This is a genomic window from Halomonas sp. CH40, from assembly GCA_041875495.1.
GTDB lineage: Bacteria > Pseudomonadota > Gammaproteobacteria > Pseudomonadales > Halomonadaceae > Vreelandella.
On record CP112982.1, the window covers coordinates 2,869,704 to 2,887,833 of the forward strand.

At 57.6% G+C, this 18,130-nt stretch carries 13 protein-coding genes; 4 read left to right on the forward strand and 9 right to left on the reverse strand.

Annotated features, from left to right (window positions below; translation table 11 throughout):
* Positions 1-54: 54 nt before the first annotated feature.
* The 4 genes from coxB to OR573_13300 form a co-directional block, all read right to left on the reverse strand.
* Complete coding sequence (gene coxB, locus OR573_13285; protein ID XGA79461.1) at positions 55-1,200, reverse strand: cytochrome c oxidase subunit II; 1,146 nt, start codon at positions 1,198-1,200, stop codon at positions 55-57.
* A gap of 134 nt (positions 1,201-1,334) precedes the next feature.
* Positions 1,335-2,072 (reverse strand): DUF2189 domain-containing protein, encoded by a 738-nt coding sequence (locus tag OR573_13290; GenBank protein ID XGA81747.1) that lies wholly within the window; start codon positions 2,070-2,072, stop codon positions 1,335-1,337.
* Between the two features lie 551 nt (positions 2,073-2,623).
* The gene (locus tag OR573_13295) at positions 2,624-3,949 is read right to left on the reverse strand and encodes a serine hydrolase (GenBank protein ID XGA79462.1); all 1,326 of its coding nucleotides are present in this window, start codon (positions 3,947-3,949) and stop codon (positions 2,624-2,626) included.
* A gap of 315 nt (positions 3,950-4,264) precedes the next feature.
* Entirely contained in the window at positions 4,265-5,746 is a 1,482-nt protein-coding gene (locus OR573_13300; protein ID XGA79463.1) for an amidohydrolase family protein, read from the reverse strand.
* Positions 5,747-5,965: 219 nt separating this feature from the next.
* Here OR573_13300 and OR573_13305 point away from each other — a divergent pair, with 219 nt between their 5' ends.
* From OR573_13305 to OR573_13320, 4 genes are read left to right on the forward strand one after another with little or no spacing between them, the layout of a single operon-like run.
* A complete protein-coding gene (locus tag OR573_13305) occupies positions 5,966-7,366 on the forward strand; it encodes a TolC family protein (GenBank protein ID XGA79464.1) in 1,401 nt (466 codons plus the stop codon).
* On the forward strand, positions 7,363-8,364 hold the full coding sequence (locus OR573_13310) for a biotin/lipoyl-binding protein (protein XGA79465.1): 1,002 nt from the start codon (positions 7,363-7,365) through the stop codon (positions 8,362-8,364). Before OR573_13305 ends, OR573_13310 begins: the two co-directional genes overlap by 4 nt.
* The gene (locus OR573_13315) at positions 8,361-9,509 is read left to right on the forward strand and encodes an ABC transporter permease (protein XGA79466.1); all 1,149 of its coding nucleotides are present in this window, start codon (positions 8,361-8,363) and stop codon (positions 9,507-9,509) included. Before OR573_13310 ends, OR573_13315 begins: the two co-directional genes overlap by 4 nt.
* Entirely contained in the window at positions 9,506-10,729 is a 1,224-nt protein-coding gene (locus OR573_13320; GenBank protein XGA79467.1) for an ABC transporter permease, read from the forward strand. The genes OR573_13315 and OR573_13320 overlap by 4 nt, the downstream gene beginning before the upstream one ends.
* A gap of 44 nt (positions 10,730-10,773) precedes the next feature.
* Here OR573_13320 and OR573_13325 read toward each other — a convergent pair whose 3' ends face one another.
* The 5 genes from OR573_13325 to OR573_13345 form a co-directional block, all read right to left on the reverse strand.
* Positions 10,774-11,121 (reverse strand): putative quinol monooxygenase, encoded by a 348-nt coding sequence (locus tag OR573_13325; GenBank protein ID XGA79468.1) that lies wholly within the window; start codon positions 11,119-11,121, stop codon positions 10,774-10,776.
* Between the two features lie 69 nt (positions 11,122-11,190).
* On the reverse strand, positions 11,191-11,868 hold the full coding sequence (locus OR573_13330; GenBank protein XGA79469.1) for a haloacid dehalogenase type II: 678 nt from the start codon (positions 11,866-11,868) through the stop codon (positions 11,191-11,193).
* Between the two features lie 167 nt (positions 11,869-12,035).
* Positions 12,036-13,469, reverse strand: coding sequence for an aspartate aminotransferase family protein (locus tag OR573_13335; protein XGA79470.1), 1,434 nt, complete (start codon positions 13,467-13,469; stop codon positions 12,036-12,038).
* Positions 13,470-13,587: 118 nt separating this feature from the next.
* Complete coding sequence (locus tag OR573_13340) at positions 13,588-15,081, reverse strand: NAD-dependent succinate-semialdehyde dehydrogenase (protein ID XGA81748.1); 1,494 nt, start codon at positions 15,079-15,081, stop codon at positions 13,588-13,590.
* 240 nt (positions 15,082-15,321) lie between these two features.
* Positions 15,322-18,099, reverse strand: coding sequence for a beta-eliminating lyase-related protein (locus tag OR573_13345; protein XGA79471.1), 2,778 nt, complete (start codon positions 18,097-18,099; stop codon positions 15,322-15,324).
* Positions 18,100-18,130: the final 31 nt, after the last annotated feature.

Sequence of the window (18,130 nt, forward strand, 5' to 3'; positions counted from 1 at the left end):
TCTTGTTATGAGCGTTGTTAAGAGCAGTTTATGATTGTTGTTATCAGCGCTACGCTATTCAGATTCCAGCATGGCCTGAATTTCCGCTGGCTGTACCTCATCACCCGTCTCATTCCCCCAGGCATTACGCTCGTAGGTAATCACTGCCGCAATTTCGGAAGGTGAGAGGTTTTCACCGAAGGCAGCCATCGCCGTACCCGACCTGCCGTGCAGAACGATTTGCTTGTGGTCTTCCAGCGCATCCGGGTCAACCGAGATGCCTTCGCCTGCCAGGGCGGGGAAAGCCGGCGGCACCCCTTTACCGTTCGGTTGATGACAGGCAGCACAGTAGGTGGCGTAGGTCGCCTCGCCGCGCTCCATCAGCTCATCCATTGACCACTCACGCCCTGCACCTGCGGCTTCAGCAGCGGCGGCATCGCGTTTACTTTCCAACCAGACGGCATAGTCTTCCGGGGTCACAGCCCGTACCTCAATAGGCATCATGGCGTGGCCACTGCCACATAGCTCGGCACACTGGCCACGGTAAACGCCGGGTTCATCCACTTCGAACCAGGTCTCGTTGACAAAGCCGGGGATGGCATCCTTCTTGACCGCCAGATCAGGCACCCACCAGGAGTGAATGACATCGTTGGCGGTCAGCAGCAGGCGGATTTTCTGGCCCGTGGGCACCACCATGGCTTCATCCACTTCCACCAGATAGTTGTTACCCTTGGCTTGGGTTCCGTGGATCTGTTCTCTGGGCGTGGCCAGATTACTGAAAAACTCGACGTCATTTTCAAGATACTCATAGCGCCAGCGCCATTGATAGCCGGTCACCAGGATGTCGATATCGGCCTGTGAAGTGTCGTACATCTTTTTCAGGGTGGCGGTTGCCGGCACTGCCATCAGCACCAGTATCACCATGGGAACAGCTGTCCAGAGTATTTCAACGACGGTATTTTCATGGAAATGCGCGGCGCTGGCGCCTTTGGATTTGCGGTAGGCAATCAGCGAGTAGAACATGACGCCAAAAACCACGACGGCAATGGCGACGCAGATCCAGAAGATGGTCATATGCAGCCCGAACACTTCCCGGCTGATCTCGGTGACCCCAGCCGGCATATTCCATCCGGATGATGTATTGATAGATGATGCCTGTACGGTAGCCGTTAAAAACGGCTGAGTCGCGGCGCCCAGGGCGGCCCAGGTAAGTCGGCTCATCAATTCCCCCTCTTGTTGTTATCAGTCAGGAAGTGCAGCCAGAAAATAAATAGCGTTAAGGTTTTTGCAGGTCTCCCCAGAGTTTTCAGTCAATCACCCAGGGGGGCGCTCCCTACGCCCCCTGGATGTCTGTTTCAGGATTTTGCAGGTTCGTCAAAGCGCACCAGGTCTTCATAAGCATGCCAGCTGGCATAGCCGAGCACAGGCAGCACCAGTGCCAGCCCGATATAAAAGGTCAGCACACCCGCGACCACACAGCCTGTCAGGATGGCGGCCCACAGCAGCATCGGGCGGAAATTATGGGCAACACTGCGGATACTGGCTTCAATGCCTTCCATAAAGGTGAGGTCGCGATCCATCAGAGTAGGAATGGCCACCACGCTGATGGTAAAGGCGCCAAAAGCCAGGACGCCGCCAATGGCCGTTCCCACCGCCAGCATGGTCAGCCCCTGCAGGGTAGTAAACAGCGCCAGGTAGATCGTATCGACGTTGGGCACGTTCATGCCAAAGAACAGCGCGAACAAAAGCGTTGCCAGCCGAATCCAGGCCAGAAAGAAGATCGTCATCATCAGGCCCATCATCGCCAGCTGGCCAGCATGTGGCCGCCAGCAACCCAGGGCGTGCCCGAGATGAGGCGTTTGCCCGCGCTCAATTGCCTGGCTGACCCCATAGGTGCCTACCGCCACCAGCGGGCCGATGAACATAAAACCAGCGATCAGCGGCAGCAGAACGTGCCAGAACCCCATGGTCACCGCCCCCGCAGTAACGGCTAAACTCAGCCCCACCCAGAAGATCCCGTAAGCCAGGCTGACAACCGGCGCCCGGCGGAAATCTTCCACACCTGCCAACAACCAGGATTTAGGTCGATCCATACTGACTGAGTTGATATAGATCTTGGTTATCGGCGGTTGTTGAGAGGCGGCGGAGGTAGTTTCTTCGCCATGCCCGCCAGTGTCGGATGCCCCCCCTGTTGGCGAGTTAGCTGTTTCTGGCGAATCTGTTGCAGAGCTGTTCACGTTAGAGCTGTTCATCGCATAACCATCTATGGAAGAACTATTCATGGCAGAACTCCTTTTATTGTTATTGACCCCTGACCTTGCCAAGTCGATACCGTCTTTCAACACCACTTCAATAAGCGGCTAACAAGTCAGCCAACCAACAAAATACTCACATTAAGGTTTTATTAAGCATTCTAGATTCACTATAGATGATTCCTCAGATGTCATAGGCATCCCACGGCAACGAGTACAAAAAGTACACGGAACAGCCTTCCAGCGTCGAAAAAATTGGCGGGCAGGCTCTGTGAATAACATTGTTTCTTGATAGCAGCGCTAACTCACCTACTACCCACCGAGCGCAGAAACGCCAACCCCCTCAATTGAGGGGGTTGGCGATGACAGCCGCTGTGTTTAAAGCCAAAACCTTACTGAGGCGCTTCAGCCTCCATCAGATAATGTGCAACGGCATTAAAGGCGGGTAACGTGGTGGCATCGTTGGCGGCATTGGCTGATACCGGGTGGCTGGCAAAACGGGCAATCACCATCTCTGCCGTGGGGTCGATATACAGCGCCTGACCATGAACGCCCCGGGCCATAAAGGCACCCTGCGGGTTGTGAGCTACCCACCACATGTTGCGGTAACTCCAGCCATCCAGCTGGGCGTAGCCCGCCTTGGCAAAGGCCTCTTGACTGCCTCCGGCGCGAATATCCTCAACCACTTCGGGGGCGAGGATCTGCTGGCCGTTATAGCGGCCCTGCTGGCGCACCATCTCACCAAAACGCGCCAGATCCCGCAGGCCAAGGTTAAGCCCACCGCCAGCAAAAGGAGTGCCGGTGGAGTCAACGCTCATGTAGGCATCCTGCTCGGTACCCAGATGACGCCAGATTTTCTCGCTGAGCAGCTCAGCCACCGTGCGCCCCGTAACGCGGGCCAACACCCAGCCCAGGGCATCGGTGTTAGCTGTACGATAGTGGAAAGCCTCGCCGTGCTCGCCTTCAGGCTGCACCGTTTGCAGAAATTCATAGTAGGAGCGCGGGCCAGTATAGCCTTCGGGTTTAGGCAGCGGATTACCCGCCGCCGCGTGGGCCCAGACGTCGGCATTGGGGTCGGCGTAATCTTCACTGAAGCGGATACCCGTGGTCATATCCATCAGCTGGCGCAGCGTGGCCGAGCCAAAGGCGGACGCAGCCAGTTCAGGCACATAGCTTGCCACACTGCGCATCGGGTCAAGCTTACCTTCTGCCACCAGTTGAGCGGCAAGGGTGCCGATAAAGGTTTTGGTCACCGACATGGCGCCATGCTGGCCTTCCGGTTTCATAACGCCAAAATAGCGTTCATAGACAATATCGCCCTTATGTAGCACGACAATACCATCGGTATAATTTTCCTGCAGGGATTGCGCCCAGGTCATGGAGGTATCTGATTGCGTCGGCGTAAACGTCAGGCCATCGATACCTTCATCCAGCCGGTCATCCAGGCTGCCCGGCGCTGACAGCCCACGGGATATATTGACGGTAGGCATCAGCTGGCGAAAGTTGGCGACGCTCCAGCGCATGGCAGGAAACTGGAAATAACTGCCATCCTCAAAGCGGATCATACGCTCTTCAGGAGGCGGTGAGCCGACCATCCAGCCCAGGCGCGCCGGGTCACTTTCCGCTGCACTGGGGAAGTCCGCTGCCAAAGCGGTGGTGCTCATAGCTGACAGACACAGGGCGACAGCGGCGAAAGGTTTATTCCATTGCATACTCATATTAACTCCTTTTAATAGCTCTTTTTATCAAACAAACAATAGCGTTAATTTAGGGTCTGTTGACGTTTCATCACGGCCGCGACAGAGGCCCTTTTGGTGCAGAACAAGGCGTGAGGAGCGTGGTTGGGTGGTTCCCAATTAGCGACGAACAACGCAGGGCTGTGCCAAAAGGGCCCTGTCCCTTCGGGTTGCGCACCAAAGAACGCCATGCGGCGTTGCGCCACTCGGTAAGGGCACAACCATTGCCGTCGTGTCGCGCCTTGCCTGACGCCCTTTAGCGCAGCAACGCGGTTCGCGATGAAACGTCAACAGACCCTAGCGCTGGTCTTTATAGATGCGCCCTCCTTTCATGATCATGGTTAGGTTGCCTTCAGGGTCATGCAGGAAGTCCAGATTCTGGCTTGGATCGCCATCCACCAGCAGAAGGTCAGCCAGTGCACCTTCTTCTATCTTGCCCAGCACTCCGGGGTAAGGGTTACGCGGGCCGGAAAGCGCTAGCAGTTCGCCATTGCGCCCGGTGGCCATGGCCAGCGCCGTCAGCGGGTCGTAAAAGCGCGTCAGCTTGGCCAGGTGGCGCAGCTGGTTAGGGGTGTTCTTGGGATTAAAGAGAATATCGGTTCCCCAGGCGGTCTTGACGTTGAAACGCTGGGCCATTTCGTAGGCGCGCAGCGTGCCTTCCGCCACCTGGCGCTGGGATTCGCGGCGCGCGGCATCCGGGTAGACATTGGAATCTTCATCCTGCAGAAAGGGCTGCAGGCTCCACCAGGCATCGTGGTCGGCCATCATGCGCACACTGTCTTCATCCGCCAGTTGGCCATGCTCGATCGACTTGACGCCCGCCCGCAGCGAACGCTGAATCCCCTTGGAGGTATACACATGCACCATGACGTAGGTGCCCCAGTCGTCTGCCGCTTCTACCGCTGCGCGCAGTTCGCGCTCGGTAAACTGGGTGCTGTCCAGGGGGTCATAGGATGACGCCACGCCGCCACCGGCCATCAGTTTGATCTGCGAGGCCCCGAGCATCAGCTGCTCACGGGTACGGCGTAATACCTCCACTTCACCATCGGCAATCATGGCAACGCCCTGACGCTCGGCTTCGCTCAGCGGCGTGGTAGTGCCACGGGGTACTTCATGGCGCATACGGAAATCGCCATGCCCGGAAGTCTGGGAGATCATCGCACCGGCCGGAAAGATACGCGGCCCAACCGCCACGCCGTTATCTATGGCGCGCTTAAGCGCAAAGGAAGGCCCGCCCACATCACGCACCGAAGTCACCCCGCGCATCAGGGTGCGCTCAGCTTCCCGAGCCGCCACCAGATGCACATAGCCGATATCAGCCGTCATGGCTTCCACCTGGGAAATCGCCGCTAGCGTGGTATGCCAATGGGCATCAATCAGGCCGGGCATCAATACCCGCCCACCGCAGTCAATCACATCAGCCTCTCCGGCTTCCCCCCCGGCGGGCAGAATGGCGGTGATCTTGCCACCTTCCACCCTGACCGCCATGCCTTCCTGCAAGGCGCCGCCGGTGCCGTCAAACAGCTTCAGATTGGTCAACAGCATGGGGCCATCACGCTGCTCAGGCTGCTGACCCACCGCAAAGGGCGTGTGCAACCCTGCGAACATGGCCATGACCGCAGCCGTCCCACCCAGCATCTGCCGCCGGGTGATCTCTGCCATCACCCGGTTATGAAACTGCTGCAACACAGGCGAACCACAGCAGCAGGCCCCATGATGATGCCCTGGAGCTGGCTGACTTTGGGAGAGTGGGGTAAACACTGAGCGGGCGTGGGGCATGAAAGCATCCTTTCCGTGAATAAAATATTTATAAGTGAAGTCTGAACAACTCAATCTCAAATGCAGGAAATGACCTCATAATTACAATAGGTCATATGTTTTCACTATAAACCAAGATACGGATTTCTCTAGGCCAACAGGAATATACATTTTGCTTACATAAGCGGGACGCTATGGTCTAAGCTAAAAAAAGATAACTGCTCAAAACAGGAAAAACGCGTGAAAAACACCGCCAGTGGAATAGGGATATCCCTGCTGTTTGTCTTGTCTGCCGTGCCTCTTCAGGCCTCTGCGTTAACCTTGGAACAGGCTTGGCAGCAGGTGCGCACCCTCAACGACGAGGTCGCGGCGGGGCAGGCGGCTCAGGAGCGGGCAGCCGCCTTGCTATCAACCCGCGACAACCTGCTGATGCCACAGCTTGACCTGATTGGCTCCTACACCTATCTGGACAGTGAGATTGAGCTCGACGCTCTGGCGCTCAACCCGCTGAGCAGCGTATCCAACACCCTGCCCGGGCAAGCCCTGGTTGGCCTGGCAGGCGGCCCTGACGCCTTCACCACACCGGTCACTGAGAGACATATTGCACGCAGTTCACTGGCCATGTTCTGGCCCGTTTACACCGGCGGTAAGATTACCGCCGCCAGGGATTTACTGAGCCTGGAAGAACGCAAAGCCGACCTGCTGCTTGAAGAGATTTACCGTGAACGCTTTATCGAGCTGGTCAGCGTGTATTACGGCCTGGTGATGGCCCAGCGGGCACTGGCCACCCAGCAGCAGGCGGAAGAAACCCTTGGCCAGCACTTTCACTCCGCCCGCTCGCTGGAAAACCAGTACCAGATTGCCCGGGTTGAACGCCTGGCCGCTGAGGCCGCTTACGACCGTTCGCGCATCACCACCCGTGCCGTGCAGGAACAGCGGGATAGCGCTCAACAGGCGCTTGGCTCGCTAGTTCATTACCAGGGCACATCGTCGCCCTCACCTGCATCGCTGCTGTTCACTCTGGAATCACTGCCGCCTATTGAGCACTTTCAGACAGGGCTTGCCGACCATCCCGTACTGCGCCTGCTGGCCACCACCCAGGCACAGGCCGAAAGCGTGGTAGACGCCCGGCGCAGTGAGTACCAACCAAATGTGTTTGTCTACGGTAGCGTTAACCTGTACGAAAACGACTCATTAGCCAGCGACCTAACCCCCGACTGGTTGGTAGGTGTGGGGGTTCGCATGCCGTTACTCGACCGCAGTGGCCGCAGCGGCAAGCTTCAGGCAGCGGTCAGCACAGTTTCCGAGTTGGGCTATCGTCAACGCGGCGCAGCGCGCAAGCTCGGGCTGCTGCTGGATCAGCAGTACCGCGAGGCCCATCAGGCATTGGCTGAATATCAGGATCTGGCCAGCACCGTCAATCTGGCGAAAGAAAGCCTGCGCCTGCAGCAACTGGCATTTTCAGAAGGCCTGGGGCGCGCGCTCGATGTGATTGATGCCCAGACCTTTCTCTCGACAACCCATACCCGTCGCGATGCCGCCGCGTTCCGGTTTGTCCTCTCCTTTGCCCGCCTTTTGAACCTTTCCGGCCAGCAGGATGCGTTTTTTACCTATCTCAATGAAGGAGATCAGATTCCGTGACCCAACGTTCAGTAACCCCGCGCAGGCTGCTCATTCTGGCTGTACTGGCGATTGTCGCTGTCACGGTAGCCGTGGTGTTCTGGCGCACTTATAGTTCTCCACCTTTGCGCCTGCAGGGGCAGGTGGAAGCCCATCAGTATATGGTTGGCTCCAAAGTGCCGGGGCGGCTGGCCGAGATAGAGGTACGCCGTGGCGACCGTGTTCAGGTTGGCGATGTGGTGTTTCGGATTGATAGCCCGGAGCTTGAAGCCAAGCTGACCCAGGTGGATGCCCTGGACACCATCAGCCGCTCGATTGCCCAGGCGGTGGAAGGCGGTACCCGTGAAGAAAAGATCGCTGCTGCCCGCAGTGAGTTCGAAAAAGCCAGGAGCGCCGAAGCCATGGCGCGCACCACCTATGAGCGCCTGCGGGTACTGGTAGAAGAAGGCGTAGTGGCTCGCCAGCGTCTGGATGAAAGCTTCACCCTGCTGCGCGTGGCCGAGCAGACCCGCATCACCGCCGGTGAAATTCTGCGTCTGGCCGAAGCCGGCCCTCGTGAAGAAGCGCGTACCGCCACTCAGGCAGGCACAGAGATCACCACCAGCCTGCGCGATGAAATCAATGAGCTGCTGGAAGACACCAAGGGCTATGCCCATCACGCCGGGGTCGTCAGCAATGTGCTGCTGAACAGCGGCGAACTGGTGCCCCAGGGCTTTCCCGTGGTGATGATTACTGACCTGGAAGAAGCCTGGGCACTGTTCCATGTGCGCGAAGACTTGTTACAGCGCTTTCAGGAGGGCGCTGAATTTACCCTGTATATTCCCGCCCTTGACCGGCAGGCCCGCTTTGAAGTTCGCCATATCGCCGCTCTGGGAGATTACGCCACCTGGCGGGCCACCGTGCCGGGGCGTGGGTTTGATATGCGCACCTTTGAGGTGGAAATGCACCCGCTCGAGCCTGTGGACGGCTTGCGCGCAGGCATGAGCCTGCTGTTAGAGCTGCCGGAAGCTAACGGATGAAGCCCACCCGACTTGATGGCTGGCAGGCGTTACGCTGCCAGCCCTGGTTACTGGCTCTGGTAGTATGGTTACCGCCGTTGCTGACGCTGATGTTTATCGCCCTGTTTGCCTCCGGCACCCCTAAATCGCTGCCGGTGGGCGTGGTGGATCTTGACCACAGCACGGAATCACGCGCCTATCTTCGCCATCTGGACGCCAGCCCCGCATTGGCGCTGGATCACCCTTACCCTTCTGCTTACGAGGGCTCAGCGGCGTTGCAGCGCGGTGATATTCTGGCGCTGGTGATTGTGCCGCCGGAATTTGGCCGCGAGCTGCGTCTTTCGATCAGCCCGGAAAGCGTGGCTTTCTACAACAGCCAGTACCTGCTGGCAGGCAAATTTATTGCCTCAGCATTGACTCAGGCCAATTTCAGCTTTTCGGCTAAGGCAGGCGTAGCGCTGCGCCTGGGGCGCGGCTACTCGCTGCCGGATGCCATTGCCGCAGCGGCGCCAGTGCGCCCGCAGATCACCGCGCTTTACAATGCCGGCATGAGCTATGCGCTGTTTCTGGTGACCTCTATCATGCCCGCGCTCTGGCAGATCCTGATTGTGGTGGCCACTGTACTGACGCTGTCCTGGCGCTTGGAGCAGGCCAGTTTGCCAGCCGGTTTTGCCGCGCGCAGCCGAGCCCTCTGGCAGTTGATGGCCCCTCTTTCACTGATCCTCTGGCTCCAGGGGCTGATCATGCTGGGAATGTTTTCAGTCTTTCTCGGTTGGCGGCCGGAAGGCAATATTCTCTGGCTGGTGGCCGGTATGGCGCTAATGGTAATGGCGGTGCAAAGCATGGCCACGCTGATTCTCTCCCTGGTGGCCAACAAGGTGCGGGCGCTGAGTCTGTGTGCCGCCTACCTCGCCCCGGCCTTTGCCTTTATGGGCATGACCTTCCCGCGTGGCGACATGAACATGCTGGCCCGCTGGTGGGGCAACCTGATGCCGTCAACCCACTATATGGAATTGCAGGTAGCTGTCGCGGATCACGGTGCTTCCCTGCAGACTCTGGCGCTGCCATTAGCCGCTTTGCTGGTGTTTCTGGTTCCGCTGGCGCTGGCTATTCCTGCCCTGCCCCAACAGATGGTGATAGACCCTGCTGAAGAGGTGCCTTCATGAAACGGGCGCCTACTCCACCACAGTCTCTCTGGCAGGCCTTTCAGGCAGAACTGGCCAATATCTTCACCGACCGCGCCGTGCTGCTGGTAATTGTTGGTGGTCTATTGTTCTATGCGGTGCTCTACCCGCTACCGTATCAGAAGAACGTACCCGGCGAGCAGGCCATCGCCGTCATCGACCACGACCGTACCCATTTGGCGCGCAAACTGTTACGTATGGCAGATGCCACGCCCCAGATCCGGGTGGCGGCGCGGCCAGACAGCATGCTGGAAGCTGAAACCCTGCTGGCCAATAATGCGGTACACGGCCTGCTGGTGATTCCCAGCAACTTCGAGCGTGACGTGTATCGCGGCCGCCCGACCAGTTTGTCCTTTGCCGGAGATGCCAGCTACTTCCTGATTTACGGTAACGTGGTCGAGGGCCTGTTGACGGCGGCGACCACGCTCAGCGTTGAAACCCAGATAGTGGCCAGCCTGATGAAGGGCGAAAGCGCGGCGCAGATCCCCGGCCAGGTCATGCCGGTACGGCTGATCAACAAACCGGCCTTTAATCCGACCTCCGGCTATATCAACTATATTGTTCCGGCGGTATTTGTATTGATTCTGCACCAGACGTTACTGATTGCGGCGGGCAGCGTGACCATCAAGGATCGTGCCCGGCGCCTTCTCGGCAGACCAGCAGCGCCGTTACATCTGGCGCTGCCCCTCAGGGTGATGACCTTTGTGCTGATCTACCTGCTGTTTGCCATGCTTTACTTTGGTTTCTTCTTCCAGCTGTACGGCATACCCCATCAGGCATCGCCTTGGACGCTGTTGCTGTTCAGCCTGCTATTCTTTACCACCACCAGCCTGTTTGCTCTCTGGCTGGGCGCCCTGTTACCCCGGCCAGAGCTGGTGACCGTCATTGTGCTGGTAAGCTCACTGCCCATCGTATTTACCGCCGGCTTTGCCTGGCCAGCTGAAAACCTGCCGGCCTGGCTTGACTACCTGACCCTGCTGATACCAGCCAAGCCCGGCATCCAGGGGTTTCTGGCACTTAATCAGCTGGGCACACCGCTGACCAGCCTCGGCCGCGAAGTCGCCATACTCGTCGGGCTATGCCTGCTTTATGGCGGCGGCCTGATCTATCTGATGCGCAATCAGGCCAGACGACGTGCTCGTAACGCCGCTTATGACCACCCCGCGCCATCATCGGCGTGGGGTACGGCTGTTGATGAATGAAGCCTAACCAGTATCGGGTTCAGCCCAGCTCCATTAGGGTCTGTTCAGACCTTGGGCGCGTCAAAGTTCCAGGGTTCATCGGTGTAGACACACACATTGGCATCTTCGATATCACCGTCTTCGGCTTCCACATGGCGGGCAAAAAAGTCCTGAATCTCGCTGCGCTGGCAATGCGCTTCGAACTCTTCCCGGCTTGCCCAGATTTCATGAAAGACAATCGGGTAGCTGCTGCCCTGGGCAAAGGGGTTATCAATCTGGCGGGTCACAGTGTATTGCAGGCAGGCATCTTCACGTCGGGTGTTAGGTTCCAGTGCCTGTAGCGCTTTGAATACGGCTTCTTCCTTGCCGGGCTTGGGTTTGAAACTGGCAATACAATAGATCTTTTTTGACATTTTAGCGCTCTTTATAGGTATCAATAAGAAGTGGCAGCTTACTCGCCCGCTGCGGTTTCGGCTATACCACTAGGCCAGTAAACGTTCCGTTAGCGCTTGCAAGTCCATGACTGTCATATCCGGCTCAATCCCCCAGGGGTCGAACGGCGCATCCGCATGGCGGCGTACCCAAGCACTGCGTAATCCGGCATGGGCCGCCCCGATGACGTCAAAGGCGTTGCTGGAAATCAGCCAGGTATTTTCAGGGCGGGATTCCAACCGGGTGCGCAGATGGGTGTAAACCGCTGGGTCGGGTTTAAAGCGTTTTACTTCGTCGACGCTGATAATGTCATCCATGAATTCACCCAGGCCGCTACTTTCAAGCAGCTGGCTGACGGCCTCCCGGGTGCCGTTGGAAAAAGCCACACAGCGCACATCTGCCGCTTTCAGACTTTGAAGGGCAGGAGCGGCGTCGGGAAAGGCGGGCAGCTCGGCATACACGGCCATCAGATGGTCACAATCGTTGTCCGTCAGCCCGGCCTGCAGGGCCCGGTCGGTAAAAATCAGCGCTTCGCGGGTACATTGTCCAAAAGGCAGGTAATGCCCCATCAGGGTATGACGAAAGCTGTACTCCAACTGTTTATCGCGCCAGCGGCGGGCAAATTTGACGGCTTTACCAGGCTCACCCAGGCGCTTCTCAAGCTCAGCGGTCACACCCTGGGTGTCAATCAGGGTGCCGTACACATCAAAGGCAATAACGGGGTGCATGCTTTTCACTCCTGTTGTTTTGAGCTGTCACGTTACCTGAGTTAATAGATATAACAACATCCCTCGATACACAATCTCCACAACCCCCTTGCGACCCAAAAAAACAACGCCGCTGCCTGGTATGCCAGGCAGCGGCGTTGGGAAAAGCAAGACTGAAAACGTGTGGCTTATACCGCCAGCACTTCTTCCTTCTCACCTTTGCTCAGATCACCGGAACGCACCAGTTCGTCGGCGACGTTATCCACGGCACGCTTGGCGCGGCTGATCATTTCATCCACTTCAGCGCGGTTGATGGTCAGCGGAGGAGCAAAGCCGAGAATGTCACCCTGCGGCATGGCGCGCGCAATCAGGTTTTCTTCCAGTGCTGCTGCCGATACCCGTGGGCCAACTTTCAGAGCCGGGTCAAAGTGCAGGCGCTGCTTGGCATCGGGGGAGAACTCCAATGCGGCCATCAGGCCAACGCCGCGCACATCACCAATCAGCGGGTGACCCTCAAAGGTCGCCTTGAGCTGCTGCTGGAAGTAGGCGCCGGTATCCGCGGCGTTGCCCACCAGGTTTTCACGCTCAATGATATCCAGGTTAGCCAGGCCAGCGGCACAGCCCAGGGCGTGGCCAGAGTAGGTCCAGCCGTGGCCGATCGGGCCGAATTCACCGGTGCCCTGCTCTAGTACCTTCCAGACGCGATCACCCACAATCACCCCGGAAAGCGGCTGATAAGCGCTGGTCAAGCCCTTGGCGATAGTGATCAGATCCGGCTGCATGTTGTAGTGGTGGCTACCGAACTCGGAACCGGTACGGCCAAAGCCGCAGACCACTTCATCGGCAATCAGCAGGATGTCGTACTTGGCCAACACCGCCTGAATACCTTCCCAGTAGCCTTCCGGGGGCGGCACGATACCACCCGTGCCGAGCACCGGCTCGCCGATAAAGGCGGCAACGGTATCCGGGCCTTCTTCAAGAATCATGGCTTCGAGCTTTTCCGCGCAGAACGAGGAGAATTCACGCTCGGTCATGCCGTGCTGCTCTGCCGCACGGTGATAGTAGTAAGGTGCTTCGGTATGACGAATGGTGTCAATCGGCAGGTCAAACTTGTCATGGAAGGCCTTCAGGCCGGTCAGCGAGCCGGAGGCGATACCGGAACCGTGGTAGCCACGCATGCGCGAGATGACCTTCTTCTTCTGCGGACGACCCAGTACGTTGTTGTAGTAACGTACGATCTTGAGCTGGGTTTCGTTAGCATCAGAACCGGACATGCCGTAGTAGACCTTGGACATATTCATGCCAGCGGCCTTGATAATGCGCTCGGAAAGCTCGATCTGCGGCTCGTTGGAGTGGCCTACGTAGGTGTGGTAGTAGGAAATTTCCAGCGCCTGCTTGTAAATCGCTTCCGCGACTTCGGTGCGGCCATAGCCAATGTTGACGCAGTATAGGCCAGCAAAGCCATCGATGAACTCACGGCCATCCTTGTCGACGATATTGATGCCTTTGCCCCCGGTGATAACACGGCCCGGCGCGTCGCCGTGGGCGAAATCACGCAGGTGGGTAGAAGCGTGGAAGGTCACCTTGCGGTCACGTTCAATCAAATCCTGATGCAAGCTCATAGAGTTCTCTCTGTTTCGATGATGTCTCCTCTTCCATGACGGGTCTATGAGGAGAATGTTTATAGATTAAGGCACCACCTCAGTCAGGCGGTGCCTGTCAGACGTTAAGCGTCTGGGATTAACTTCCTGATACTGAACCAAGGGCGCCCAGGCAGTAGTATTTGGTTTCCAGATATTCATCAATACCGGTCGCCCCGCCTTCACGGCCAAGGCCGGACTGCTTGACGCCACCGAAAGGCACGGGAGGGCCTGTCATCTTGACCGAATTGACGCTGACCATGCCGTACTCCAGAGCGCGCATCAGTTTCCAGATGCGGCGGATATCATGGGTATAGACGTAAGCGGCCAGGCCGTATTCGGTATCGTTGGCCAGTTCGATGACTTCATCATCATCGCTGTAGGCGGTGATACCGGCAACAGGGGCGAAGTTTTCTTCCCGCCATACCTGCATATCCGGGGTTACCTGAGTCAGCATGACTGGCATGAAAAAGTTCTCACCCGGCGCCTGGCTTTGGTCACCCGCTACCAAAGTCGCCCCGCGGGCAATGGCATCATCGACGATTGCGCTGGCTTTTTCCACTGCCTGGCGATGAATCAGCGGGCCAAGATCAACTTCACTCTCCATACCGTTGCCCACCGTCAGAGCGGCCATGCGCTCGGCAAACTGCTCGACGAACTCATCGTGGATGGATTCGTGAACCAGAATACGGTTGGCCGCAAGGCAATCCTGGCCTGAAGTCTGGAACTTGGCATCCACTGCGGCGTAGGCGGCTTCTTTCGGGTCCATGTCCGGGCCAACAATGAAGGGCGCATTGCCACCCAGTTCCAGCGACAGGCGCTTGACGGTGCCAGCGCTCTGCTCCATCAACAGGCGGCCTACCCGGGTGGAGCCGGTAAAGGACAGCGCCTTGATGCGCGGCTCGGCGCACAGGATCTTGGAGACTTCAGCCGGCTCGCCCAGCACCACATTGAAGATGCCTTTGGGGATACCCGCGCGCTCGGCCAGCTCTGCCAGTGCCAGAGCAGAAAACGGGGTCTCGTTGGCGGGCTTGACGATTACCGGGCAGCCTGCGGCCAGGGCAGCGGCTGCTTTGCGGGTAATCATCGCCAGCGGGAAATTCCAGGGCGTAATCAGTGCGGCAATGCCCACAGGCTCCTTGATGGTGCCCAGGGACGCATTGGGAATATGGCTGGGAATGGTTTCGCCATAGGTGCGCTTGCCTTCTTCAGCAAACCAGCGCACAAAGCTGGCACCGTACTCGACCTCACCCCGGGCGTCTGGCATCGGCTTGCCCTGCTCGAGGGTCATGATGGTGGCCAGATCTTCACGGTTGGCCTGGAGCAGGTCATACCAGGCTAGCAGGCGCTCGCAGCGCTCATCGGCACGCAGCGCACGCCAGTGAACGAAGGCGGACTCGGCGGCATCAACGGCAGCAGTGATCTGGCTGGCATCCAGCAAAGGGATATGGCCCAGGACTTCCCCCGTCGCCGGATTGGTGACCGCTTCTTCCCGATGGCCATGGGTCCACTTACCGTCGATATAGGCATACTGACGGAACAGGCGCGGGTCTTCCAGGCGCTCGGCCAGTGTAATAGCGTGGATTGCAGTCAGTGCTGACATGAAAAACCTCCCTGAGCGGCCACGCCGTGGCATTAACCACGGCGCTGCATCATTGATTCACGATGTAAAAAGCTCAACGGCCGAATGGCCGTTGGCGATTTGATGTGCTCAGAGTACGCCATAAGTCGCACGAAGTGCTTTTGAAAGCGCCTGTTAAAGATGGCGTTTTTTTTGTGGCAGGCGGTTTTACATGGTGTTTTTTTGGTGCCTGTGGCTCCTCATCCGCTGTTATCAGCCTGCTGCCGGGTTGATCAGCGCTTCTTCAGTAAATACCACCAGGCCCAGTTCAGGCCTGTAGCCATGGATTTCCGTCACATCTAGTGCCTGCAGGAAGTGAACAATTTCTTCACTGATGACCTGGCCCGGCACCAGTACCGGGAAGCCGGGCGGATAGGGAATCACGAAACTCGCTGATACCACATCGCGCCCGTCACGCATCTGGGCCTGAAGCTTGCCGTTGTCAAAGCGCAGGTACTCGGTATTTTCCTCATCGTAGCTAAGGAAATAGGCGCAGCGGATATCCCCCTGGGAGGTGTCAGTGCTGGGCCGGAAGGCATCGTGGAAGCGGCTGAAGTCCGGTAGCGGCGGCAGATCATGGTTCAGGGAGTGCACCTGATTTTCGATGATCGTGCGCTCGGGTCGGCTGCTGTCTTCCAGCTGGTAGTCGAATTCCTTGGCCAGCTTCAACAGTACGTCCAGCAGGTAGGCAATCGAGCCGCGCGTGGTGCCGATATTGGTCATGAACAGCACGGTATTGCGTGAGGTCTTGTTGATCTGAATACCGTACTTGTTCATCAGGTATTCATTCTTGAAAGTATCGCCATCCACCCCGGTGTTGCCGATGGCGATGGTGATACGGGTGGGGTCAACCACAAACTCATCCCGCGCCCAGGCTTCTTCCATCTTGTTCCAGCCGGTGACGGGGTCATAGAAGGACTCCACCTCGGATTCCCGGTAGGCGGCGGGCACCATGTCGCTGTTCTTGAGCACACGGAAGTATTTCTGCAGCAGCGGATGGGTGTAAAGCTGCTCGCGCAGGGACAGCGCGGTTTCCACCTGGGAATGCACCAGCTCAAAGCCCTCCATCTCCGCCTGCATACGCCCGACATCCAGCGAGGCCACAATCTGATAGTTGGGCGACGTTGAGGTGTGGGTCATATAGGCTTCGTGGAAAGCGGACTCCACTTTCTGACGGTAATCCTGGTCCCAGATATGGATCATCGAACCCTGGCGCAAGGAGGTCAGCGTCTTATGAGTCGAATGGGTCGCATAGGTGCGGATGCGCACTTCATCCGGGTTCGGCATCAGACGCTGATCCAGCCAGGTTGCCTCATCTTCAGGGTCAAGCTGATCAAACTCGGCCTTCCAGGCGGCGTATTCCTCGCGGTACTCTTCGCTGCGGTAACGGTTACGCAAGGTTCGGGCGGCATTCATCGCCGTACGCGGGCGGTAAGTCGGGTTAAAGCCGGCAAAGGCAAACCAGGCTTCATCCCACAGAAAGATCAGATCCGGCTTGATGGCCAGGCACTCTTCCATCACCCGGCGCACGTTATAGACAATGCCATCAAAGGTGCAGTTGGTCAGCAACAGCATCTTGACCTTATGCAGCTGGCCGGAACGCTTGTAAGCCAGCAGGGTTTTCTTGATCTCGCGCAGCGGCACGGCCCCGTACATGGAGTAGTCGTTAAGCGGATAGGAATCCAGATAACTGACGTGGGCACCGGCCAGCACCATGCCGTAGTGGTGGGATTTGTGGCAGTCCCGGTCAACCAGCACAATGTCGCGGGGTTTGATCAACGCCTGCACAACAATCTTGTTGGCCGTCGAGGTGCCGTTGGTGACAAAGAAACTGCTTCGCGCACCAAAGGCCCGGGCGGCATATTCCTGGGCTTTCTTGATCGGCCCATACGGTTGCAGTAAAGAATCCAGCCCGCCGGACGTCGCTGAGGTTTCGGCCAAGAAAATATTGATACCGTAAAAGTCGATCATATGCCCCGCCCAGTGGGAACGGGTGACCGACTTGCCTCGGGAAATCGGCATGGCATGAAAGACGCCAGTGGGCTTTTTACTGTATTCACGCAGAGCATCAAAAAACGGCGTGCGATAGCGGTTATCAATGGCGCGCAGGATCGTATGATGCTGCTCGATATAATCGGTTTCGCGATAGAAGATCCGATTGAAGTGTTTGATATCACGGCTCGCCGTGGCTTCCACATCGCCGCTGGTGACCAGGAACTGATCAATTTCCGGGCGCAACTCGTGAATCATCGAACTCAGCAGGATGTTGCGCTCGGCTTCGCTATGGTTGGCCAGTTCATTCTCTGACAGGCCTTCCAGATAGTTGCGCAGCGCGCTGAGGTTGTACTTGGATTTATAGGGAAATTCGTAGCGGATCAGGCACGCCTGGATATTGGGGTTCACCAGAATCGCAATCAGGGCATCTTCAAAGCTTTTGACCGTCACTACGTCGTAAACAAAGCGATCTTCGGGGCGGCGCATGTTATGAAAGGCTTCGCGCACCACTTCTTCTTCCTGGTTGGACAGGTTATCCACCACCAGAAGCTCAAAGTAAGGCTGGGCCGAACTGTTGGAGGCGGGATGCCCACGGCGCAGCTGATTGAGGGCATCGCGATTTTCCATATCCTCGGCGCCTGCATCCGTCTCGGAGAGATCAACATGGCGCCGACGGTAGGACTCGCTGATCAGGGCGCGCACCAGGCGCCTGACCACCTTGTCCAGCATGGTGTATTCACCGCGCTGGAAGAGTGTCCACAGGTGACGAAAATCTTCCTTGGAGGGGAAGGCGTGGTAGTCCTCAATGATTTCCAGGCGCGTCAGCTTGATCTCAATCGACTTGACCAGATTCTTGACCCGGTTTTCTTCTTCCAGCCGAATCAGAATCCCCAGATCACGCTTGAGGGCATTCCAGGTATCGGCACGCAGCTGGGAAATCTTGTGATAAAAACCCAAAGCGGTATAGGGAGTTTCAGTAGTATTGTTTTCTGGCATAACGACACCCATCCATTGTCGGTATTTATCG

What these genes read in the sequence shown, in the direction of transcription:
- OR573_13325 (XGA79468.1), bottom strand. Translation starts at nt 11,121, where the DNA reads ATGTCAAAAAAGATCTATTGTATTGCCAGTTTCAAACCCAAGCCCGGC.
- OR573_13290 (XGA81747.1), bottom strand. Translation starts at nt 2,072, where the DNA reads ATGGATCGACCTAAATCCTGGTTGTTGGCAGGTGTGGAAGATTTCCGC.
- OR573_13335 (XGA79470.1), bottom strand. Translation starts at nt 13,469, where the DNA reads ATGAGCTTGCATCAGGATTTGATTGAACGTGACCGCAAGGTGACCTTC.
- OR573_13345 (XGA79471.1), bottom strand. Translation starts at nt 18,099, where the DNA reads ATGCCAGAAAACAATACTACTGAAACTCCCTATACCGCTTTGGGTTTT.
- coxB (XGA79461.1), bottom strand. Translation starts at nt 1,200, where the DNA reads ATGAGCCGACTTACCTGGGCCGCCCTGGGCGCCGCGACTCAGCCGTTT.
- OR573_13315 (XGA79466.1), top strand. Translation starts at nt 8,361, where the DNA reads ATGAAGCCCACCCGACTTGATGGCTGGCAGGCGTTACGCTGCCAGCCC.
- OR573_13320 (XGA79467.1), top strand. Translation starts at nt 9,506, where the DNA reads ATGAAACGGGCGCCTACTCCACCACAGTCTCTCTGGCAGGCCTTTCAG.
- OR573_13300 (XGA79463.1), bottom strand. Translation starts at nt 5,746, where the DNA reads ATGCCCCACGCCCGCTCAGTGTTTACCCCACTCTCCCAAAGTCAGCCA.
- OR573_13295 (XGA79462.1), bottom strand. Translation starts at nt 3,949, where the DNA reads ATGAGTATGCAATGGAATAAACCTTTCGCCGCTGTCGCCCTGTGTCTG.
- OR573_13330 (XGA79469.1), bottom strand. Translation starts at nt 11,868, where the DNA reads ATGCACCCCGTTATTGCCTTTGATGTGTACGGCACCCTGATTGACACC.